Genomic DNA, 22,703 nt, shown 5'->3' on the forward strand with positions numbered 1-22,703 from the left:
TAATAAGCCCCCAGTATTACAGCTTTTTTAAAACAAAAAAAGAGCTACCTCATCAATAGCTCTCTATTTATAATTATTTAAAAATTACAGTCTCTATAACCTCTTTACTCTTTCTTTCTTTCAGTACCACAGTCTTTTTGACTACTTCTTGCTTAGGAGTCCCGAAGTACTTATAGACTTCAATATATGCCTTAGCAGCTGATTTAGTCTTCATACCGCTCTCGGCGAAGTACTTTAATGAAATCTCATACTTCCCTTCCTTCGCTTTAGGTAGTACATACATTTCAGGCCCAAAACCTCTTGTTACGTCATGCGAAAGTCTTCCTCCTAATTTCGTGTTTTTATTTCCATAATAACACTCTTCATTAGAAGCCTCTTTTACATGCAAATCAATATCTGTACTATCGATATTCCAATAGGTAAGCACTACTAAGTCACTGTTATAATTCGCATCATAGTAAGAAGCATAGTCTTTCTTAACCTGCGTTTCTAATTGTTGCATAAACATCTTCTCCTTTACAGACCAACTACCTTTATTATTATTTTGTTTCTCTATAAACGCATTGGCAAACAATCCATTAATAGCCAAAATACTTCCATAGGTATCTACTCTAAAACTCTTAGATGCACTGATATAATAGAATATTGCAGCAAGCTTAGAATTGTTTTGTTCTAAAGCTCTTGCCATATTAAAGTAAACTAATCGATCATAAACACGAGTATCCAGTATCTTCTGACCTAGATAGTAAGTATCATATCCACTGTTCATGTTCATTGTACTTGTCAATAAATCTCTTAGTACATTCACATCACTTCCATTGTTTTCGATAATCGAACTAAGAAGTTTAAGAGCATCTGCTTCAGACTGACTCTTAGCTCGTTTCGCGGCTAATAGTTGCAGTGCGTCAAACGTCATTTCTTCATTATTCAGCAAGTCTATTTCTTCTTTGGTTTGATTCTTCTTATCCCATACCTTAAAAACATCTGATGAAGGAGTAATCACAAAGTCTTTATCAGACATCTCCTTGATAAAGTTATCTAAGATATCGTCATTACTAGCTAATATTTCTTGTTTACGCAATAACACCAGCCATTTTTCAAAAGCTTTTTTAGCAGTCATTGGATCTGCTGAAAGAAACTCTTTTAGAAGCTCTGCAACAGTAAACTCTTTTACAAATTTCTCTGCTGTATCAAAGCTTTTTACTTTATAATTATCATACTCTGCCTGAGTCTCTAACATCAAAAATGAAGTATAATTACTCACTACACTATAGTAAATAGAGTAATCCACAATAGCAGACTTTAACTGCTCTCCTATTAGATCTAATTGATTAAGTGCAATCTTACCATAGATACGAGAAGCTAGATCAGAACTCACTTTCACATCAGGATTAAACTCTATTACTTTGGTCGCAGTTCCCGAAGACGCTTTAATATGAATAGGTTTATCAAGACTACCACGAGCAGCTAATTGGATGATCTGCCCATCGTATAACTGAGTCACACCACCTGATAATAAAATATCTTTAACTGTCTCTCCAAAAACGCTATCTACTTTCCATGTTTTATAACGAAGAGCCTTTGCACTCTCTATAAGTTGTGCCTCACTATTTGCCGTAAATGAACTAGCACCAGTAACTGTACTTAAGTAATCTAACAACTCTGTATTAGTACCCGAAAGTCCTGTCTTATAAGTATATATTTTATCACCTTTATGGATATAATTTACTAGCAAGTTTCTATTGCTCTCTCCCCAGTTTAAATCTCCGTCACTTAACAAGAAAATACTCTTATTACTCGATTGATTCATCCATTGTGGATATGATGCTTCTTTTAAGGCTTTGCCTAAATCCGTAGCTCCTTCTAAAGCTAGTGTATTTAAATAATTTAAAGCCTGTTCTCTATTCTTAGCATTATTGTTTACATACTGCTTTTGATACCAACTAGTACCTACATTAAAGCCTAAAATAGCAAAGCGCTCTATCACTGTTTCATTCTTAGCTAATATCTCATTAACAAGGTTTACCCATACCCCAAATAACACAGGATTAGAACTCAGTGAAGTATCTAACATAAAGACAGCATCTTTAGAAATAGAAGGATCAACTTCACGAGGCAGACTAATACGCATACTTCCTGCTATATAATTATTTGCATCGCCTGCTTGTATTAGAGCTAGTGGATTAGCATTATTTAGTTTTACATTGATTTCTTTAACCTTAGGATTAAAGTATGTTAAGTATTGTTTCTGATTGTTCTTCTCTACTATAGCATCTTTTACAGGATTGATAACATACTGAGGAGTATCAGCCACAGCCATATCTAGACGAAGCTTGTTCTTTACCTCAGGAAGGCTCAATACAAACTCTCTAAAGTCCACTCCCTCTACCATATCTACATCATACCCTACTACGATATGGTGCAATTGATTGGCTTCTAACGGGAATACTCTACAACTAAACATATCTGCTCCACTCCACTCCATAAGCGCAGGGTCTACCTTGCGATTAATCGTACTAAAATACGCATCTGCAGCAGTTTCTTTCTCTGTTATTCTAGCTTGTTTAATAGACTTTTGATCTTCACGTTTTTGAATACCTACACTAGATAGGTCAAAGTTATCTTTCGTATAATCGTGAAGTTTTGCTAACGGCGTAGCGTTTTTTCCCTTAGCATCTTTGTCAAACATAGTAGTTCCGCCAAAAGCGAAGTAATAAGGCGAAGCATCAACAGGCAACTTTAACTTAAAAGTCCCCTCAAGTCCACTTCTCTTGTCGTTATAAAAATAAGCATCAATAAGTACTCTAATGCGGTTACCATCCACCTGCATAGCAATCTGAGCATCTTCTAGAGGTAAGAACTCATTATCCCCAATCTCTAAACGCATAGAGTTGTCTTTAAGTGTAGATTTCTTCCAAGTCTCTGTTGAGCCTTCAGGTTTACTATTACTTGCTTGAATTTTTAGACCAGCTACATTCCCCTGTAATTCTCTATAACTAGATGATCTATAAGCAACTGGAGCTTCTCCACCATAGTTTATCATCTTTGCAGTAGCATATCCAGTAACTACAACTTCATCCAGTTGTACATCATCAGCTTTAAGTACTACATTATAGACATTCCTCGCACCAACACGTACTTCCTCTTCTTTCATCCCTATATAAGAAAAGACTAAAACCACTGGTTTACTATCATCTATAGTGATTCTATACTTTCCATCTAAGTCCGTCTGTGTACCATTCAGGGTTCCTTTCTCCACAACAGTCACTCCTGGTAAAGGTATTCCCGATTCTGTCACTACCCCTGTGATAATGCGAGATGCAGCGAACATATTAAAGCTACACAGCAATAATAAAAACAAATAAACAATCTTTTTCATAAGCGTTTGGTTTGTGCAATTATCTATTAAAATTACACAATAAATAACAGATAAAGATGATATTTATTATGTATTTACTAATAAATCAATTAATTCCCCCATTTCACCAACGCTTTTTACATAACTAAAGATAGTGCTCCTCTTTGCTATTCTTACTCATTTGTTCAATCACAAAGCTTTTGATAACTTCATTTTGTTCTAACATTGGTTCAATGCTGTTTTGAGGAAAAACACCTATTTCAAGTAATCCAATACCCCTCTTATATTCTCTAGTTTTCGATACTTATCATAAGTTAACTCTTCCTCTACCACCTCATGTGCCCAAGTCACGTGAAAAGGAACGTGTAGCGCAGAACCTCCTAACTCAAGAACTGGGATAATATCTGACTTCACTGAATTACCTACCATTAAGAACTCTTCTGCAGAACAAGAAAGCTTCCCTAATAAACTATTGTAATCCTTAATCTGTTTATCGCTCATCACCTCTACATGATTAAAGAACGATGATAGATTAGAATTCTTTAGCTTGCGCTCCTGATCTAACAAGTCGCCTTTAGTAGCTAATACTAATATATAATCACCATTTAGCTTATTTAAGGTATCTTCTACTCCATCAAGTAACGTAATAGGTTTATCGATCAGATTGTGTCCTAAATCAAGTATATGACGCATCAATACATCATTCATATTAGAACCTGTAATCTGTGCTCCAGTCTCTAATAAACTCAACAAAAAGCTCTTTGCTCCAAAACCATATCTATCTAGGTTTCTCATCTCAGTTGCAAATAATGCTTTAGACACTTCCTTCTTAGGTAAGTAATCACTTAACAACTCACAAAAAGCGTGTTCTGTCTCTTGGTAATAAATCTCATTATTCCATAGGGTGTCATCCGCATCAAACGCTATTACTCGTATATCTTTACTCATATTATTTCTTTATTAGAAAGTCAAATATAGAGGTAATGTTGAAATGGTAAAAAGACTTTTGTCTTCTACTATTACACATAATACCTTCCTTATTCCTTTTCCCTTTCATTCATCTTATAAAGCCCTCGCCCGCCCGCCTCCTGGCTCCATCGTTAAAAATGTCCACCGGACATTTTCTTTACACTCGGCCCTCTACTCCATCACAATCACTAATCGCTGTCCGCTATCTAAAGGTATATCCCACACCTCGCTAATCTCTTGCCAATTATAACTCACAGTATCTAAACGAAGCTTACCCTTCACAGCCAAATCAAACGCTTCAGGTAACAATACTTTAAAGAATCGCACAGTCTCCTCTTCTGTCCAACTGCCAATACCGGAACCCAGTAGCATAATATCTGTTCCTCTTAGAATAGAAGAAGACAGTTCCATTAGATCTCCAGACATCGCTCCTACATTGACAAAGCGAGTTCTATGCTGATAGGTTCCCTTCCCTTTTAATGCAGTTAAAATAGCCGATGCGCTATCTCCCCATAGGTAATCTATCACAACATCAATGGGAGTTTGTTCATGTATCTCTTTAAATACTTGGATTAGTTCAGTTTGATTTCCATTAAGTACAATAACCTCATCAGCACCTAACGTTTTAAGATGCGATAATGCTTGTGTATTACGTCCTGTCACGATTACTTTACTTGCCCCATAATGCTTAGCCAGTTGCACAGCCACTTGTCCTGTCACACCAGTAGCTCCATTGATTAATACTACTTCACCTTTTTGGAGTTTAGCTCTTAAAAGCATCGCTATTACCGATCCCATAAGTGCATTAGGAAGTGCCGAAGCCAATGCTAGATCAATACCTTTAGGCAGTGGTACTACCTGATCTTTATTGACCACAGCATATTCCGACAACATACCACTCAGCCCAAAACCATACACCATCGTTCCATTCTCAAGCGCTCCTACTCCATCTGTTCCTATCACAAAAGGGGCAAATGGCTTACTGCTTACTGAGTAATGTTTACTACTTGCTATAGCTCTATCCAAGTTTTTAATAGATGCTGCCTTCACGCGCATTAGTACTTGCTCTGGTGAGTTAATCTCTACCTCTTTAAAATCGGTTGTATATACAGGAGTTTGTCCTTTTTCTTTTACGATAACTGCTTTCATATCTTACATTTTTAATGATGTAAAATTACAGCAGACACTTACCCTTATACGATAACATTTGTTATCAAATTAGCCCTTTACAAGCTTACTTTTAATACGGCTCAAGTGAACCTTAGACACCCCAATATACGAGGCGATGTAGTGTTGAGGAATGCGTTTGATGAGTTCAGGGCGAGTCTCATACAGTTTTAGATAACGCTGCTCAGGAGTAGATTGTACAAAAGAAAGACTGTGATTCACATAGTCAAACGTACGTTGGAAGATCACATCGATAAACAAATCTCTATAAGCAGGTATCGCTAAAGACTCTTCTAATAGCGGTCCGATATCCTCTTTATCTGCTACCCAAACCTCAGTAGGTTCTATTGTTTCTAAAGTAAACTTGCTTGGCACTGCTTTCCAGAAACTCTCGATAGAAGACACCATACTATTCTCTAAGAAAAACTGGAACGTTACTTCCTGTCCATCCTTATTCAGCCACACACGCATAGCTCCTTTCTCAACCCAAAATACCTTATGCGCCACCTCTCCTTCTGCTAACAATACTTTCTTAGCGGCATAAGTCTCCTGTCTAAAATAAGGCTTATACGCATTAATAAACTCTTGACTAATTAATGACTCTCTATCTATTTTCTCAAACATAAAATGCGTATTTATTACTAACCAAAAAAACACCCATAAGGATCTTTTCTTATCTCTTCAAATATTTGATCTAAATCTTTAACTTCTAACAAAGGATCATATAATTGCCATTTTCCATTCGCTCTTAACCAATACAATTTCCAAATTTTCTGTGTCCCAATGAACTTAAACTTAGCGAAAGGGTGTCTTCGAATAATACTCGGATCCATCCAATCAGGTCTTACTTCTACCAATATATAGCTATTTCCATCTTTATCAAAATCGTTATCTAACTTCTTTCTGATTTCAGGATCATCAGATCGCAACGATTCCACAAATTGTTTTATACGTTCCTCATCAAAATCTACTATCTTTCCCATAGAACCTTTTTTAAATATAAAATGCAGCTTGCATTACTTCTTGTTCTCCTCTTGAAATTCCAATACTATCAGCCATTACCCTCCATTGACTAACAGCTTGAATTACTTCTTCTATAATAATAGTCATTTGTTTATCATTTAACCTAAAATATTCACCAACACTCTTCGCTAACTCAAAATCCAGAGCATTGTTATCCATATCAATATTTAATGATAATCCATCTTTGTCTATCGAAGGATTAAGATCATATGCAGGAGATAATACCCAGCCCTCTTTAGTCAATAAAAAACCGTGATTTCTCAAATGATCATCAGTATTAGAAATAGCTATATTAAACACCATTCTTCGCCAAAGTTCTTCAAGATTTTTATTGATATCAAAACCATAATTCTGAATACACTCTACAATATCCAAATAGCTTACAACATTTTCTTTGAGTGTGCTTTCATTATTCCCTGTTAGTGTCATTGCTGAAATAAAATGAATCCGATTTTTTCCTACACGATCAAATCTCTTTGTAAAAAATGTATGATATGCTCCACTAATCTTTTCTATCCTACACTCAGCCATATTGATTCCAGCTTTTTTAGCTAATTGATAAGTCAAGAACTCCCATGCTCCTTTATCAATAGTATCATTCTTAGAAGGAAACTTAGCTATCCACAAATCTTTCTTATCATCTAAAACATTAGCCTTTGGTCTCGCTCCTCCCAAAGAAGATCCTGGTGTGATTAATACTTTTAGCCAATGATTTAGCACATCATTACTTACGTCATTCTCATAGTCTACTACTGCCTGTTGTATTTCTCTTACAGTTGACCATGGAGGTGTAGATTGTTTACTATCATTATCTAAGAATTCTCCATCTTTATTTAATTTGAAACGCAATGCTCCCATTCTTGTTTCATCATATACACCTAACAGATAATCAATATCATATAATGTTTTTGCTTTCTCACCGCTCTCCTTTGCTCGTTGTGCTTCTCTGCGTTTCATTAGTGTACGTCCCCAAGTATCTGGCATACTGTCTAAAAAAGCACCAAAGTTCTCTGTTTTATTTGAAAATTGCTTTCCTGTATAAAACTGAATATCGGGATCTATCAATAAATGTCCCTTTGACATTAACCAAGCTCTATCATACTCAAAACTAAAAGCTTTACGTCCTTTCGCTTGATGAGCGGATAACACACCGATCAACTCAGACTCAAGCATTCCTACCCAGTCTGCATATATATAAATATCTGTCTTATCCATAGCTATATTACAACAATTCTAAATCCTGTAACTTTCTACCAAATACATCATCCTCTGCTAATTTCAAAAAATCATCTTGTAATCCCAATACTCTCAACACATTAAAATAAGCTCCCATAGCCACACTGGCATCACCTTTTTCGATTAAATGCAAAGTAGAACGTGCTATCCCAGCTCGCTCAGCTACTTGTATCGCGGTCAACTTTCTTCGCTTACGAGCAAGCTTGATATTCTCTCCCATTTTCTCTAATAAAGATATATATTTAGGTAGTACAACTTGTTTCTTCATGATAAAATGTCCGTTATTTCAAACAAATATAATAATTATGTATGAAATAACGGACATTTAAAAGAATTTTATATTATCATAATAATTGTTTTAAAACAACAAAGCCCATCAGGTGATGGGCTTTATATTATCTTATTCTTCTTCTCCGTCTATAAATGTAGAAATATACTTCTCCAATTTTTCTTGATTCTCTTTTATCTTCTTAAGAATAAGATCCTCTACAACATTTAATTTATTCATTAAAGTTTCAAAATCTCTTTCTGATAACAACCCTATTCTTTGCCCAAGAATTAAACAAGTATCTAAAACTTGACACTCACTAATAACGTCACTTAAAGTGTTATCACACGTACCATCATCATAAACATAAGCCTCTATTTTTAATGGAATCGCCAATGCAACACTTCTTATCTTCTCTGCTAAATCTGAATACCCTGTTTCTGGGTCAACGTTGACTACTTGATAAATAGAAGTAGCTAAATTCATCGCTTCTTTCCAAGCTTCTAATTCTTGATGTGGTTTTACTTTTAACATAATGAATAGTTTTTAAATTCTTCATCATTACATCCATAACAATACCAAGTTAGCCTTTTTAATATGAACAAATTGTTAGGTGAGAGTTAATATACTATATCTAAAAAAAGCCCATCTGAGTATTCACTCAGATGGGCTTTCTCTATATTGTTCTATATAAATACAGACGCTTTTTTATCTTTAATCTTATCTGCTACTATTGATGCCTCTTCTGACGGAATTACCTTAAGAATATCCTCTGATTTTCTAAGCTGGCTCCATAACACATGCTCAGCTGTTCCTTGTTTAGGTTCGTCAACTATCAAATAAAAATCATTCTTTTCCAACGACTTCTTATATTTTGTAGACAGATGGGCTATCACACTGATATAAGTATTTAGTCCTTTGTGTAACTTCTCTTTAGAATGAGTAAAAGACATTGCCTTAGCTCCTACCAATACCCCATTCTGACCAACACAATCCAAATCAAATGAAGACAGTAAAGTAGGTATAGAATTATTGTCAAATTTATAATGTGTATGTACTCTATCTACTACTTTAGCGATAAGATTATCTTCTACACGTTGTATAAACTCTTTTTCAAGCAATCTCTTTTCATCTTCTATTACTTCAGTTGTCTCGACTGTGTTATCTACAAAGAGTTTAAAAAGTTGCTTAAAATTAACCTCATCATTCTTTACTTCAATATACTTTGGTTGAGAGAACATTAAATACCCATTGGAATACTTCGCTAAGTACTCAAAATAACTCTCATTAAACTGATTTCCCACTTCTACCAAAGAATATCTATACTTCTCTAAATCTTGATTAGAGTTAAGTAATTTTGAATGTATTTCCTTTATAGTCAAATCTAACAAACGACCATCAATATCTAAAAGAGACTTAGCTGCACTTATTTTGTGTTTTGAAAATCCTACTTGAAAATTCAAATCATTATACAAAATAAGCCCCACAGTCAGACTATCCTCAGATAGCTGATTGACTCTTACTTTTAACAATGTATAAAACGTTTTCATTTTCTAATATCATTTAATATAAAACACAATGTACTAAATACCTCCTTTAATCTTTCTTCTGCAAACAAAAAGCTATACAGCTTCTCTTCTTCTTCTATAGTCAGTTTATAAAAATCAGGCAAACAATCCTGAATATCATCAAATTGCTCTCTTACTTTAGTTGTGCAAAGATAAAAATATTCACTTTATACTTTTTAATCAGTTCGTTTATCTCTTCTTTTTTATTCTCTATACTCTTCTGTAAATCCATTATCTACTCATTCTTATAAACTAAAAGAGAGTCCTTATACAGACTCTCTTTTCATTATACCAATTCTTTCAGTCTTTCTATATTCTTTCGAACACTTAACTGTAAGTCCTTATACTCTTCTGTTATATGATCTTGACTCTTATTTGCAATAAAGAATAGTTTCTCTGCAATAGTAACCAAATTATCTCTTAACATTCCTTCTGAAATATTATTATTCATACACCAACTATCAATTGCAGGTCTTGATAAACCAGTCAACTGATGTCTAAAAGATCGTTTATTAATAATCTTAATAACCTCTCTTTGTAAATCAACTCTACTGTTAAACTCTGCTTTCATAACTTTCTAAAATTTCATTGAACCACTTATCTATTTTCTCTATTTCTTTTTCAAATAAAGATAATGTCTCACTACTAATATAATAATTAATTCCTCTTGTTGAACTAATTCTTGACATCATTAACATCTCTTTAATCCTACTATCCAATATCAGAGGATAATCTGTTAACTTCTCAAAAGATTGTCTACTAAAAATTGGTCGTTCATAACACCCTAAAGTATAACAAGTTGAGAAATTACGTATTGCCAAGAATATCATTGCTAAATCAAAAACAATAGAATACTCGTTACTTCTCATCGAATCTACACTCTCATCAAATAACTTCTTGAACTTTATCAAATCAGCTTTACAAGCACTATACTTAGACGGCTTCCCTAAACTAAGTAAAAAATCCTCTCCTGATGAATATACCAACTTAGACTCATAATATAAATGCCAAGCAAAAGGATTACCTTCCTTAAACATTTCTTCTATTCTACTTGGAGTATACAATGAGTATTTATTAGGATCTATATCTTGCATATTTTCATCACTAATCAGCAACAAGTCAACATCTGAGTATTGATCAATCTCACCTCTTACTACTGATCCAAATATATATATATTCTTCATCGTCTATTATATTTTTTAATTATTATAGACATTAGTAATCCGAAGCAAACTAGCCTACTAATTACCAAAAACAAACTTAAACCCGTTGGATAGTAGTCAAAAAAACATGGGTTTTTTAATTTTATATTAAAATAATTTGCTGGAATTTTTATCAAAAAGATATCTAAAAAATCAGAAAATTTTGCTGTTGTTACTTCATAATAATGATAGATAGTTAAAACAAAAAAAAGTATTAAATTTAATCTAATCAGCCTTCTTAGACTCTCTCCATTTCCCCATACAAAATCTAGAAGAAATACTTTAATCCATTTTAATCCTTGCTCGCCACGCCCTTTTAATCCTCCATATTTCTTTACATAATGCTGTTCACCTGACAACCAACTTGATTTCAAATGACTTAAGGTTGCTTCTAATTCAATAGCAACAGCTTTAGAAGCTTTTATATAATCCCCTAAAGAAGCATAATTAAGCTTCAAAGAACGTGCGAATCTAAATCTTAAATTATCCCATTTAGGAGCACATTCAAAAATCTCAAAGTCTACAAAAGTTTTTTCAAAAAGCACATAATCAAAATTACATTCCCGGTAATAAGATCCTTGTAAATTAGAATTCATAAATTTAGCTCCTTCAAATTTACAATTAATAAAACGACAATCTTTAAAATAACAACTATCAAAAATTGTTTTCGAAAAATCTATATTCCTGAATATAAAATCTGTAGCTATACCTCTTACAAATAGGTAATTATCATACTTTATATCTTCTATATAATGATATTTCTTTCCTTCAACAAATTCAGTATTCTTAGTTGAGAACTTAATATCTTTTTTTTCAATTCTTCCTGAAGAAATTAAACATTCGTCAGCTTTTCTAAGCTTTCTCTTCTCATTTTCAATTTCATTTTCATTTTCTTCTTTAGATTTCTTCTCACTCTTAGGAATTAAGTATAAAGACTGTAATCTATTATTTTCTTTATTAATAGATTCTGCCTCTTTGCTTTTCTTTATAACTAAATCTGCTATTTTTTCTATTTCGTCATCATTCATAAAAACTAAAGTTAAGTTAATTCAAAAATATAAAAACGTAAAAATTACCCTCTCCTACTCTTACTAGCTTTAATCACTTTTCCCCATCCTGTAGGAACAATCTTATTACTGCGCATCCATACTAAAGCTTTATCTAATTTATCTTCATATTTTTCCTTCTGTTCATCCCAAGCCAAAAAGTCTTGTTTCAATAAAGCATCAGTAATCATCTCTTTTTGGATTATTCTATTGTTCCATACAGCATATAAAGTAGAAACAATTTCTGGTTGTTCATAATTACAATCCTTAAAAATATGAATAAATGCTCTTATCTGCTCTCTTAGATTATCCTCTATAAAACTTGTATAATCCTTAGTGTCATAATGATTCACACCTGAAATAATATGATTTAAGCTTCCTAATTCTTCAATTCTATACCATTTATCCTCAATAACCTCATTCCAGAACTTAGTTGCAAAAGCACCATCATAAGGTCCTGCGGCATGCTTATAATAAGCCTGCTCTAAACTACCCTGTACTATATGATACTCCACTAAATGCAGTAACTTCATAAACTTAGTTTTTCCGAAAGATTTATCTCCTAACGATTGATTAACAATATAAACTGCAAGTGCTTTTCTTCGTAAATACTCCTCATCACCAAATAAATCTCTAATACGTCCATCACTTTTAACAGTACTCACCTTTTGATCTACCACATCCCCCACACTTACCTGTCCATTCATTAACATTGGCAATAACCAATCACGTAACTCAGCTAACTCTTGGTTTTGTTTTAAGTTATTTTGAATTTTGCAATAAATTGGATTTACTTTTGAATTAAATTGCTCTACATGATTTAAATCTGGCTTAATAATTCTAAAATTATTAATCATTGAAGAATTCAAATTATTAATATTAGTTCCTAAACATTCATTTCTAATTGTATTAGAAACAAACTCAGACTGCATATATTCATATATATAATATTTTAAATTATTTTTAGCAACTATCTTAGCGCAAAATGCTCCAAATGATACTACTTTATCTAATAAAAAGAGTCCATTTTTCCCAATATGATCAATGCTTCCACTTGACATTGTTATAAGTATATCAAATACATTTAGAATTTGATCATATGAAACCATCTTTTTTGAGACTAAAATAGGATTATCAATATCAATTTTATTTCCTGTAATATTAGTTGCCCTTAAAATTGGAATAGATTCAGTTGTAGATGATTTTTGAATATCATCTTTACCATAACTTACACCACGAACTAAGTCTACTAAATCTCCAAATCTCTTCACCTCCCATCCTTCAGGTATTTCTCTCTTCAATACCTCATTATACAACATCTTGCCTCCAGACGATTTATAAGGTTTACCTTCTTCATTAGGAAAATCAAACTGCACAAACCAATAATCATATAACGTCTTCGCCATCTGCTCCAACTCCACATTAATCTTATTGTTTAAATCTATTTTATCATCTAAAGCTGATAATACAGAAGCTATTTTTTGTTGAGTGTTTAAATCAAAATTAGATATCTCAAAATCTAATATTTGATTTTTATCTCCCCTAGGCATTTTTGTCCCTTTAGAACCAGCCATCATATAATCAAAAAAAGAATCTTGAAACAAATTATAATAAATAAATCTAGAATCATACAAGGCGTTTACTTTAAAATTCAAAACATCAGCAGACACACCTCCTTCTTGTCTAGCATAATATATTTTTTTTAAATATGGTCTAATATTAGATACTAAGATATTTCCTTTAACATACTTAGAAGTATTAGTCTCTGAACTTGGCAATTGATGTATTATATCTACTCCTTGTTTATTTTGTAAAAGATTATCAGTAGAAATATATGTTTCAATATTAAGTTCTTTATAAGACATCTTATCTTTAGAATACGACAATACTGATCTCAACTTAATTTTACTCATACTTCAATCCTTTTAATTGTTTCTGAATTTCAGTATCTAATTCATTTCCTTGTTTAAATAATGTAGCTAAACGATCTTCAAAGCCATTCATCTTCTCTGCAAACTCATCTGCAGTAATATCTACATACTCTATCTTCACCTCGAAGTACTGCCCAGCAGAGAAAGAATAATTCTTTGCTTTTATCTCCTCTTTAGTTACCACTACAGATAGATCTTCTACAACAGTTTTACTATTAAACGTATCTGTAATTTTCGCTTCTTCAGCTAGAGTTAGTACTGTACGTTGATTCTTACCATCTTTTATTGTTTCTCCTAACTTAGAAGCATCCATTAAGATGATATGTTCACTATCTGCTTGCTTATCTATAAATAGCACAGATACGTTAGTCCCTGTACTGGCAAATATATTACTTGGCATACTCACCACTCCACGCAGCCATCCATTCTCTATCAGGCGTTCGCGTATCTTCTTCTCTATACCACTCTGAGCTGTTATAAAACCTGTAGGCAATACAATAGCCGCTTTACCTGTATCTTTTAGACTATGCATAATATGTTGAATAAACAGCAAATAGATAGCCATTGATTCTTTCTTACTCTTAGGTATATTAGGTATTCCCGCGAAAAAACGCTCCTTAAATACATCTTTATCTAAGTCTCCATGAAAATCACTAAAATCTAACTTGAATGGAGGATTTGATACTATATAGTCAAACTTTTGATCTAAGTAAGAAGGTTGAGCAATTGTATTCGTTTTTATAATATTTGGAATAGAATGCGTTAAGTTGTTTAACACAAGGTTCAGACGCAACATATTACTCGATTTCTGAGAGATATCCTCAGAATATATGGTACAGTTCTCTTCTCCTATCTGATGTGCTATACTCATTAATAACGTTCCCGATCCTGCAGATGGATCATAGCACTTCACTCCTTTTACAGGTTCTGGTACTAAGATATCCGCCATAATACGAGCTACTGCATGAGGAGTATAATACTCTGCATACTTCCCTCCCGAATCTGTGTTATAGTCTTTAATCAAGTATTCGAAAATAGTAGCGAAGAAGTCATACTTCTGTTCAAACATCTCTTCAAAACTAAACTCAAATAATTTATTAATCAACGCTTTTGCAAAAGCATCTCGTTGAGAAGCATCTGATATAAACTGTGTTAATTCGTCAAACAGTGTATCTTTTGCACCTGAAAAAGATTTAATAGAAAATACCTCTGCATTATCAATCGAAATCTGACGAAGAGTATCGTCAAAAGTCTTAGCAAAATCACCGTCATTTTGTCTTTTAAACAAATGAGAAATCAAATGCTCTGGTTGTAAGTGTGGTATATTAGCATCCAAACTCGCTAACATAAACTTATAATCATCTTTCCCTAATGCTTCTAACGCTTCCGAAAAATCCTTTGCACTTGCCATTTCTGGCATTTCCTTCTTTACTTCATAACGAAACTTATCATTTAAGAACTTATATAAAAATACTTGGGTAATAATCTTAAATTCATTTCCATCATTTCCTAAACCGTAATTAGCACATACGCTCTTTAGGTTGTCGATTAATGATTTTGTCTTCGTTATGAATGTTATATCTTGTGTCATCGTTTATCTCAATACTTTATTAGCAACATCTTCTATTTGCTCTTGTACTTCTATTCTTCTATTCTCTACTTGCTCTCTTAATTGTAAGAATTTCGCTTTAGTTGTATCGTAATCCAACTCCCCTTGCTCATTAAAAGCCATCCATGCTGTTCTCTCAAATTTAGATAATATCATAAAATTATGAACAGATATTCTACCTTGCTTTAGTAAGCAAGTCTTCAATGTTTGATCCTCGACAAACAAGTCATACACTTTATTGAAAATTGATTTGATATCTTTACTTCTTAATTTCTCTTGAAACTTTTTATATGTTTTACCTCTTTCTTCTCTTAGTTCCCCTAAATCTATCTTTAATTTTAATTCTAAACGATCTAATTGAATATAGACGTAGGGTAATACTCCGCAATATTCATAATCATTAGCATAATAAGCACGAGTACCACGTTGATCATTATACTTCCAATTTGTAAAAACACTATCTTCTTCTAATTTCTTGTAGAAAGCTTCTAACACATCTGTATCAACATCTATCGTATCTTGTTTAATATACTTATAGAACTCTGCTTGTCTTCTTAAACGTTCAAATGATCTAAGATAAAAATCTCTAAAAAAAGGATGCTCTATCTTAGTAGAATACTTCTTAAAGATTTGCATTAAATCTTTAAGATTCTTACTTGTCCAAAATTTACTAAATTCACTGTTCTTAAAAACATTCTCTGATTCTATCCCTGATTTAAAATAAACACAGTTTAACGATTTAAAACCCAATTTTTGAATTTCTTTTTCAGCAACCTTATAGTATCTCTCTAATTGATCGTTACCTAAAGTACTAAAAGTTTTATCCTCTATGATAATTAGATGACTACCATTTATTTCTATCCATATATCAATACTCTTTACTTGTGTTTTAATTACAAGTGTAGTTATTGGTTCTTTAAAATCTAATAATTGATCAAAACAATCTAGAGCCAATAAATGTAGATTCTTATGATCTATTTTATACTCAGGTTTTGCAAAACTTAATATCCAACATAGAAAAGCATCTTGTGACAACTCCTTGGTTGCATAATCAAAAATATTGGGTGTATTTATATCTTGTGTCATATTATCTATTTTGATACTGTAGTAAATATTCGTTTACTATCAGGTGATTGATACTTTCTGTAGTATCATAATCTAATGGAATGTTTTCCTTCTTTTTAAACTCAGCAATAACTACCTGCATCATATATTTCTTAAAGAAAGCTTCGTTGTTAATGATATCTTCTTGATGTTCTAACTTTTCATCCACCTGCCACTTTACCTGCATTAAAGCATTGTGTAACTGCAATTCTTTAGCATTTAAAGTCTTCTTTTCTGTCAATCGCTTATGAATACGAGCATACTTATCATCATTCTCATACTTAGCTTTAATCAAAGCATTTTTTCTATTTAGTTCCTTTGCTTTATCATAGATACCACGTAGTAGATGCATATGTTCTACCATATCTTCTTGTGTAGTCTCACTTAGATTCTTCTTCTTAAAAATACGCTCCAACTCCTCGCGCAAAGATACAAACTGAGGATCATTCTGATCAAAATTATTTTGCAAAGACTCTCTTGTTTGACGTAAAATGTCTTTAAATGCATCAGCCAGAACTAATTCGCTCTCATCAACTTTTATAAATTGAAATACAATATCCTCTAATGCCGTATTCAATAGATTCTTAGAAACATCTTCATTACCAATACTCTCTACAAAGTTTAAATTATCTAAGCGTCCTTGAGCCTCAATCAATAATCCATTCCATATATCAAAATCAGCTATACCATCTAAAGCTTCATAATTGTTAACAGCTATTATATTCTTTAACTCCTTTGCTAATCGCAAAGCATTTATCAATTTAGTTACTACCTTCTTATCATTTATCTGTTCAATCTGCTGTGAGAATATCTCCCTATTCTGAGTATCATAATGAAACAGTGTTTCTTTTATCTCTTTTATTTCCTGTTCTATCTCTTCTTCTGTTTTGAATAGATAAGAGTACATCTCCATCTCATCTCCTAATTGCTCTTGTAGTTCATCAAAATACAATTTATTAGTACGATCAAAAGCTTTAGATATATCCGCAAAGTCAACTACGTAACCATATCGGTAATTTCCATAAGGTCTATTGACACGAGTTAAAGTCTGTAACAGGTTGTGGTCTTGTACTACTCTTGCCAAATACAGTTTCTTTAATCGCTTAGCATCAAAGCCTGTCAAAAGCATATTATAAACAAATAGAATATCAATCTTAGCCTTCTTATACGCAGAGATTAATTCTTTCCTGATTGCCTTATCATTCTCATCATGTAATATAAGAGAAGCAGTCAGTACTGGTTCTTCTTTGCCATACACACTCTTAGGTTCAGCTGCCATAAACAGACTTGCATCAGTCTCCTGCACACCGTATTTCTCTTGAAATAATCTAAACAACTCCTTAGCTTGATCTGCAGAATCACAAACAACCATTCCTCCTAAAGTAGTATCTTGATTATCTCTTCTAAACTTAATCAGATCCTTTGTAATATAGTCTAACAGAGGAGCCGCAAACTTGGGATGTGCATATATCTTACGTGCAGAAATATCCCCTTGTAACACCTTGATTTGATCCATTACCTCCTTCATCTCCATCTTGAAGTTTCCTTCTATCTGTTCACGTATCAATCGCAAAGTATAACCATCTGCAATAGACATATTATAATAATACTTATGGATATAATTCCCAAACAACATCTTAGAATCGTAATCCTTAGCCACCTCTTTTAATAATGGAGTTCCTGTAAGTGCTATAATTACAGCTTTTCTATCTGAATTCATCAGATTAGCTAAGAAATTACCTTTAGGATTATAGGACCTATGCGCTTCATCTAAAAAGAAAACTCTCTGTACATCAATATCATAATCCTTCGAGTGAATTGCAGTAGCATCCTCACTAAACTTCTGAATATTGACTACTGTAATCTCAGGTTCCCCACTGTCGTTATTAATAGCTCCGATAAGTTGCATATCTCTTACAAAATCTTGCTTTGAATTGATTGCATTTACTCGCAATCCTCTATTCGAAAATTCTGTAGAAGCTTGAATCAATAAATCTAATCGGTCAACGATAAAGTAGAACTTAGGTATAATCCCTTTTTTAGCATAATAATGTGTTAGATATTTTACATTATAATAAGCTAAGGCTGTTTTTCCAGACCCTTGCGTATGCCATATTATCCCCTTCTGTTGTCCATTATCTAACTTAGAAGCTATCGCCTGTGTAGCGAACATTTGTGGATAACGCATAATGTGTTTTTGTCTATCTATCTTACCTCCACTCAGTTCTTCGACATAAGTAATAGCAAATTGTAATATAAAACCTAAACGTTCTTTAGCAAACAAAGAAGTTAAGATACTATTGGTAGAAGTGTTCTCACTTTTATTAGTTATATACTCAGGACTGTGCTTAATAACAGACTTATTATTATCTTTTAGCAACATACTCTCAGTAGTATCATCTAAATCTAAAAGACGTTGTTTAACAGGATAATCAGGATCCTCTCTAAAGAAATTAAAGCTAAACTGCCCATAAGATGAAGTAGCATAATAGGCACCATATACCGGATCTACTACTCCTTCTTCGTACTTCATATTATTAGAGAACACCATCAGTTGGGTAATATTAGCAAAACGTCTAAAATACTTCTTACCAAAACGCACTCCCATTCTTTTGCGTTCTGATATAATCCCTTCTTTATTATGTGGCTTTTTAACTTCTATAAAGGCTAAAGGCATTCCATTAATTAACACAGTAATATCTGGACGAAATTCTTCCTCAGCTGACGTACATGTCAATTCAGTGGTAACGTGAAAACTATTATTATTGAAATTATCAAAATCAATCAACTTGATACCTGAAGTAGCTGTTAGTCGTTCAAAAAATTTCTTTCCCAAATCTTCATAATCTAACTCAAGATTTATCTCATCTAATATGCGAAGTGCTTCTTCATCTGTAATATTATTTATCTCTGTAATCTTAGAAACAAATATTTCTGTAAAAATATTATTTGCTTCATTTCTATGTTGTTCATTTGAAGGAATATATTGATATCCTAATCGCATTAAATGCCATATAGCAGGAATCTTTACACGTGTATCTTCATTAAAAGGATTGTACCCCATTACAATTTTCTTGATATAAAAAGTAAATATACCACCCTCACACCTATTGCACAAGAGGATTCCCGTAAACAATGCGAATTATTGAGGGAATATAGAACCCAAAACTTTAGAAGTCAATCATCTTTCAAAACAGATATAGTCATCTATATCTACATAACTATTACTGTTTAACCACTTATATTTATACTTACCAGTATACACTGTCTCTACATCTATAACAGAATTCCAATATGTAAACAATGGTTTCTCAAAACCTGGATCTAAACAAAGTACTTTAGTAATATCTCCATCTAAATCATACTCATACCCCACTGCTACCAAAGCATGGGCTCCACCACTATATTCTAAACTCATCAACAAAGGAAAATTGTTAGCCACTTTTTGTTTTAAGTCCTCAAAAAAAGCTTCGTTATCCCCCTTATAATAAGTAGTTTTTACCAAGTTTTTAATCCCCTGCAATTCATGATGAAGGGCTTTATAATCGTACCCATCTAACACTAATCCTTTCTCATCTAAAAACAAACTCATCAGTTTTCCTAATCGAGTTCTCTTATCTCTAAGTTGACGTATCCCTATCTCGTTTCTTTTAATAATTCCTAGAAGCATTAAAATCATGCTTACTGAATAAGGAGCGCAGGCTCCATCTAAATCTCCTTGTTTAATGAAAAAATCATGTGCCTTTCCATTGCTTTTATACTTTGTATACACACCATTTTCAGACAGATACAAACTATCAATAACTTTAATTTTTTTCATGATAGTCAGTTTATGATTTTAGCAAAATTTGTTCAATAAACTCCTTTAAAATAGTTACTTCCTTCTTAAACTCAATTATAGCTTCACCATTACTCATTGCTATTAAACATTCTGGTGTATTCCAATTACATAATATATCAAAACACTTACTACACAACCATCCTACATTACCTTTATCATAATTGTATCCTATAGCATTTATTTGTACGACAACCTCTTGAGAATACTCTTTTGCTTCTTCTAAATTATTAAAATACCCTACTCCTAAATAAAAATCTACTAGCCCATTCCTACCAAATTCAAAAAACACACCTAGGTTTTTTTCTTTCATTTCAGGTGTATAAATTGTAAATCCATTGTATCTCTTATACATCTCATTTAATGAAATGTCATCATAATTCAAAGAAAGCTTGTTTAATTCATCCTTTAGTTCTTGTATAAATCGCTTGTGAATTCTATTTGAAACAGCCTCTCTATAGCTTAATAACTCGTAATAATTTTCTAATGAGACATTGTCTCTTGTTATTCTATCAATAATTTTTTCATCCATAATATCAGTATTTCTTTGAGAGGTTAATTTCTTAATCAAATGAGCATATTGAGCAATTCCTTCACGTAATATAGGCAGATCAATACTTTCCTTTCTACATAGATTTAGCCATTTTAATATATCTTTCTCATAAGTTATAAAACTGTCTACAATATCTTTATTTTTATCTGACTCCTCAGTAAATAAACTTAAGTAAACAATATATGCTTTAGGAAAACTGCCTCGATAACGTTCCATCTGATTTGTTGTCTCCTCAGCATAAATTTTATTCTCTATCAAAAGAACATTATCCATCTTATCTTTGATAAAGATATCTATTCTTCCACCCATAGTATTCGTAACTAAACCAGCGTAGTGCTCCACCTCTATATACGCTGATTTAAAATCGAAAACACCTATATCAAAAGCACCTGTATTCTTTTTATTATTGTTTAATTGTTCTACAAAAAGTTGTAAAAAAACACTGCCTTGTCCATGACTCCCTTTTGGGTTTAATAAATCAGCAATAATCCTAGAATGTGTTCTAACCTCATCACTTTCCATCCCAAGCAATGAAACTAAATTAAAATCTTCTCCTTGTTGATTATTACTTCTTGTATTATATTCAATTAACGTGATTACATCTTCATAAAACTGAACAACACTATTCATAATTCTTCTTTTTTAATAGTTCCTAAAAGTACAGTAAACTTCATCATTATCTATATACAAAAAAACCGAAGTAATACCTCGGTTTTATATTCTTACTAAACAGATCTAACTATGCCATTCTCCACATTGTATGAAGTAATCCAATTTACCCTCAATTTACCTGTAAAAGGATTACCTAATACATCAAATACTCGATCTCCATAACTTATAGAATACATTGCGTTTAAATATTGATAAACCACTACCCCTTGCTTGACATAATTATACCTGTATCGAAATAATTTTAATAAATCTTCTTTTATAATATCTACATTAGCACGAGCAACTGGGTCAAGATAATAATCATCTGCATAATCTTTAGGTATTTCTTTTTCTTCAATAAATACATCTTTTATAGGTTCTCTCTTCTCAACTACTGTTTTTTTAGGAGCATATTTTGTCTGCAAGAATTCTAATACTCTATCCATATTCCCTATATCCTGACCATACCTTGTTTCGTTTAACAACAAAAAAGGTATTTCCTGACCATCTAAACGCAGAGCAAGAACATCTTCATCAAAAAACTCATTCTTGTATAAAAAATGTTCATCATTTATACTTAACAAAATAGAGTTATAACCTAAATAATCCCATTTACATAATTGTACTTTCCCATTAGATGATACTAACAACTCATTATTAGGTCTGAAAATAAAAACTTTCTTTACCTCCTCTATCTCATTCATCACAACCCAATGCTGGTGTTCTAAAAGTGCTCTACTATCAATTTTATGAGAAAATCTATTAATTTTCTCAAATAAATCATTAAAAAAATACTTCATATCAGTTGTATTCTAAATCAATTATACTTCTTTTGAGTTATTAAATTAACTTCCGTATTTTAGTATCTTAAAATCAATAGTATGGAAATTTTTAAGGGTCAAAACCTTCTGAACTTAGTAAAAGAACTACCAGATGACGAATCTTGTAAAGCTTATTTAAGCAAAATAAAGTGGTCAAACGGTTTTACATGTGTAAAATGTGGTCACCAAAAAGGTTGTTTAAAAACTAATCATTCATACTATTGTTATAATTGTGAACATGTTGAGAGTTCAACGGCTAATACCTTATTTCACAAAGTCAAATTTGGTTTGCAAAAAGCATTTATGATTGTGTTTGAAATGACAACTTCTACAAAAAGTATCTCAAGTATTCAAATGGG

20 protein-coding genes are annotated in these 22,703 nt (G+C 32.4%); 1 reads left to right on the forward strand and 19 read right to left on the reverse strand.

Features of this window, described 5'->3' with window-relative positions:
* Nucleotides 1–73: 73 nt before the first annotated feature.
* The 19 genes from BMX53_RS17155 to BMX53_RS17245 all read right to left on the reverse strand — a co-directional run bounded on the left by BMX53_RS17155 (nucleotide 74) and on the right by BMX53_RS17245 (nucleotide 22,323).
* Complete coding sequence (locus BMX53_RS17155; protein ID WP_074748004.1) at nucleotides 74–3,379, reverse strand: VWA domain-containing protein; 3,306 nt, start codon at nucleotides 3,377–3,379, stop codon at nucleotides 74–76.
* A 234-nt stretch (nucleotides 3,380–3,613) separates the two neighbouring features.
* On the reverse strand, nucleotides 3,614–4,306 hold the full coding sequence (locus tag BMX53_RS17160) for an HAD family hydrolase (RefSeq protein WP_074748007.1): 693 nt from the start codon (nucleotides 4,304–4,306) through the stop codon (nucleotides 3,614–3,616).
* Nucleotides 4,307–4,498: 192 nt separating this feature from the next.
* Complete coding sequence (locus BMX53_RS17165; RefSeq protein WP_074748010.1) at nucleotides 4,499–5,476, reverse strand: quinone oxidoreductase family protein; 978 nt, start codon at nucleotides 5,474–5,476, stop codon at nucleotides 4,499–4,501.
* A 69-nt stretch (nucleotides 5,477–5,545) separates the two neighbouring features.
* On the reverse strand, nucleotides 5,546–6,118 hold the full coding sequence (locus BMX53_RS17170) for a Crp/Fnr family transcriptional regulator (RefSeq protein WP_074748012.1): 573 nt from the start codon (nucleotides 6,116–6,118) through the stop codon (nucleotides 5,546–5,548).
* A 17-nt stretch (nucleotides 6,119–6,135) separates the two neighbouring features.
* A complete protein-coding gene (locus tag BMX53_RS17175) occupies nucleotides 6,136–6,477 on the reverse strand; it encodes a DUF3024 domain-containing protein (RefSeq protein WP_074748013.1) in 342 nt (113 codons plus the stop codon).
* A 10-nt stretch (nucleotides 6,478–6,487) separates the two neighbouring features.
* Nucleotides 6,488–7,732 carry a type II toxin-antitoxin system HipA family toxin gene (locus BMX53_RS17180; protein WP_317040038.1) on the reverse strand — a complete coding sequence of 415 codons (1,245 nt, stop codon included), beginning with the start codon at nucleotides 7,730–7,732 and terminating at the stop codon, nucleotides 6,488–6,490.
* Between the two features lie 7 nt (nucleotides 7,733–7,739).
* The gene (locus tag BMX53_RS17185) at nucleotides 7,740–8,021 is read right to left on the reverse strand and encodes a helix-turn-helix domain-containing protein (protein ID WP_074748019.1); all 282 of its coding nucleotides are present in this window, start codon (nucleotides 8,019–8,021) and stop codon (nucleotides 7,740–7,742) included.
* Nucleotides 8,022–8,153: 132 nt separating this feature from the next.
* The gene (locus BMX53_RS17190; protein WP_074748022.1) at nucleotides 8,154–8,555 is read right to left on the reverse strand and encodes a four helix bundle protein; all 402 of its coding nucleotides are present in this window, start codon (nucleotides 8,553–8,555) and stop codon (nucleotides 8,154–8,156) included.
* 152 nt (nucleotides 8,556–8,707) lie between these two features.
* Nucleotides 8,708–9,571 carry a hypothetical protein gene (locus tag BMX53_RS17195; protein ID WP_074748025.1) on the reverse strand — a complete coding sequence of 288 codons (864 nt, stop codon included), beginning with the start codon at nucleotides 9,569–9,571 and terminating at the stop codon, nucleotides 8,708–8,710.
* Between the two features lie 304 nt (nucleotides 9,572–9,875).
* Nucleotides 9,876–10,160: a hypothetical protein gene (locus BMX53_RS17200; protein WP_074748028.1), complete on the reverse strand. Its 285-nt coding sequence runs from the start codon at nucleotides 10,158–10,160 to the stop codon at nucleotides 9,876–9,878.
* Nucleotides 10,144–10,773, reverse strand: coding sequence for a nucleotidyltransferase domain-containing protein (locus BMX53_RS17205; protein ID WP_074748031.1), 630 nt, complete (start codon nucleotides 10,771–10,773; stop codon nucleotides 10,144–10,146). The genes BMX53_RS17200 and BMX53_RS17205 overlap by 17 nt, the downstream gene beginning before the upstream one ends.
* Nucleotides 10,770–11,819, reverse strand: coding sequence for a pentapeptide repeat-containing protein (locus BMX53_RS17210; RefSeq protein WP_074748034.1), 1,050 nt, complete (start codon nucleotides 11,817–11,819; stop codon nucleotides 10,770–10,772). The genes BMX53_RS17205 and BMX53_RS17210 overlap by 4 nt, the downstream gene beginning before the upstream one ends.
* 44 nt (nucleotides 11,820–11,863) lie before the next feature.
* On the reverse strand, nucleotides 11,864–13,750 hold the full coding sequence (locus BMX53_RS17215) for a restriction endonuclease subunit S (RefSeq protein ID WP_074748037.1): 1,887 nt from the start codon (nucleotides 13,748–13,750) through the stop codon (nucleotides 11,864–11,866).
* Nucleotides 13,743–15,359 carry an HsdM family class I SAM-dependent methyltransferase gene (locus BMX53_RS17220; protein ID WP_074748040.1) on the reverse strand — a complete coding sequence of 539 codons (1,617 nt, stop codon included), beginning with the start codon at nucleotides 15,357–15,359 and terminating at the stop codon, nucleotides 13,743–13,745. Before BMX53_RS17220 ends, BMX53_RS17215 begins: the two co-directional genes overlap by 8 nt.
* Before the next feature lie 3 nt (nucleotides 15,360–15,362).
* A complete protein-coding gene (locus tag BMX53_RS17225) occupies nucleotides 15,363–16,463 on the reverse strand; it encodes a PD-(D/E)XK nuclease family protein (protein ID WP_074748043.1) in 1,101 nt (366 codons plus the stop codon).
* A gap of 1 nt (nucleotide 16,464) precedes the next feature.
* Nucleotides 16,465–19,545, reverse strand: coding sequence for a type I restriction endonuclease (locus BMX53_RS17230; protein WP_074748045.1), 3,081 nt, complete (start codon nucleotides 19,543–19,545; stop codon nucleotides 16,465–16,467).
* Between the two features lie 117 nt (nucleotides 19,546–19,662).
* Entirely contained in the window at nucleotides 19,663–20,301 is a 639-nt protein-coding gene (locus tag BMX53_RS17235) for a C39 family peptidase (protein ID WP_074748048.1), read from the reverse strand.
* Nucleotides 20,302–20,311: 10 nt separating this feature from the next.
* A complete protein-coding gene (locus tag BMX53_RS17240; protein ID WP_074748050.1) occupies nucleotides 20,312–21,502 on the reverse strand; it encodes a PDDEXK-like family protein in 1,191 nt (396 codons plus the stop codon).
* Nucleotides 21,503–21,597: 95 nt separating this feature from the next.
* Nucleotides 21,598–22,323, reverse strand: a complete 726-nt coding sequence (locus BMX53_RS17245; RefSeq protein ID WP_074748053.1) for a hypothetical protein — start codon at nucleotides 22,321–22,323, stop codon at nucleotides 21,598–21,600.
* A gap of 81 nt (nucleotides 22,324–22,404) precedes the next feature.
* On the opposite strand from BMX53_RS17245, the gene BMX53_RS17250 reads away from it, so the two are divergent.
* The coding region (locus BMX53_RS17250) for a transposase (RefSeq protein ID WP_143061447.1) at nucleotides 22,405–22,703 on the forward strand (299 nt) is incomplete at its 3' end.

Origin of the sequence: Myroides marinus, assembly GCF_900109075.1 — a bacterium.
Classification (GTDB): Bacteria; Bacteroidota; Bacteroidia; order Flavobacteriales; family Flavobacteriaceae; genus Flavobacterium; species Flavobacterium marinum_A.

Excerpts from the sequence above, each read along its gene's own strand:
- BMX53_RS17230 (WP_074748045.1), bottom strand. The coding sequence starts at position 19,545 with ATGGGGTACAATCCTTTTAATGAAGATACACGTGTAAAGATTCCTGCT.
- BMX53_RS17200 (WP_074748028.1), bottom strand. The coding sequence starts at position 10,160 with ATGAAAGCAGAGTTTAACAGTAGAGTTGATTTACAAAGAGAGGTTATT.
- BMX53_RS17190 (WP_074748022.1), bottom strand. The coding sequence starts at position 8,555 with ATGTTAAAAGTAAAACCACATCAAGAATTAGAAGCTTGGAAAGAAGCG.
- BMX53_RS17225 (WP_074748043.1), bottom strand. The coding sequence starts at position 16,463 with ATGACACAAGATATAAATACACCCAATATTTTTGATTATGCAACCAAG.
- BMX53_RS17240 (WP_074748050.1), bottom strand. The coding sequence starts at position 21,502 with ATGAATAGTGTTGTTCAGTTTTATGAAGATGTAATCACGTTAATTGAA.
- BMX53_RS17220 (WP_074748040.1), bottom strand. The coding sequence starts at position 15,359 with ATGACACAAGATATAACATTCATAACGAAGACAAAATCATTAATCGAC.
- BMX53_RS17155 (WP_074748004.1), bottom strand. The coding sequence starts at position 3,379 with ATGAAAAAGATTGTTTATTTGTTTTTATTATTGCTGTGTAGCTTTAAT.
- BMX53_RS17245 (WP_074748053.1), bottom strand. The coding sequence starts at position 22,323 with ATGAAGTATTTTTTTAATGATTTATTTGAGAAAATTAATAGATTTTCT.
- BMX53_RS17175 (WP_074748013.1), bottom strand. The coding sequence starts at position 6,477 with ATGGGAAAGATAGTAGATTTTGATGAGGAACGTATAAAACAATTTGTG.
- BMX53_RS17160 (WP_074748007.1), bottom strand. The coding sequence starts at position 4,306 with ATGAGTAAAGATATACGAGTAATAGCGTTTGATGCGGATGACACCCTA.
- BMX53_RS17185 (WP_074748019.1), bottom strand. The coding sequence starts at position 8,021 with ATGAAGAAACAAGTTGTACTACCTAAATATATATCTTTATTAGAGAAA.
- BMX53_RS17215 (WP_074748037.1), bottom strand. The coding sequence starts at position 13,750 with ATGAGTAAAATTAAGTTGAGATCAGTATTGTCGTATTCTAAAGATAAG.
- BMX53_RS17195 (WP_074748025.1), bottom strand. The coding sequence starts at position 9,571 with ATGAAAACGTTTTATACATTGTTAAAAGTAAGAGTCAATCAGCTATCT.
- BMX53_RS17170 (WP_074748012.1), bottom strand. The coding sequence starts at position 6,118 with ATGTTTGAGAAAATAGATAGAGAGTCATTAATTAGTCAAGAGTTTATT.
- BMX53_RS17210 (WP_074748034.1), bottom strand. The coding sequence starts at position 11,819 with ATGAATGATGACGAAATAGAAAAAATAGCAGATTTAGTTATAAAGAAA.
- BMX53_RS17165 (WP_074748010.1), bottom strand. The coding sequence starts at position 5,476 with ATGAAAGCAGTTATCGTAAAAGAAAAAGGACAAACTCCTGTATATACA.
- BMX53_RS17205 (WP_074748031.1), bottom strand. The coding sequence starts at position 10,773 with ATGAAGAATATATATATATTTGGATCAGTAGTAAGAGGTGAGATTGAT.
- BMX53_RS17180 (WP_317040038.1), bottom strand. The coding sequence starts at position 7,732 with ATGGATAAGACAGATATTTATATATATGCAGACTGGGTAGGAATGCTT.
- BMX53_RS17235 (WP_074748048.1), bottom strand. The coding sequence starts at position 20,301 with ATGAAAAAAATTAAAGTTATTGATAGTTTGTATCTGTCTGAAAATGGT.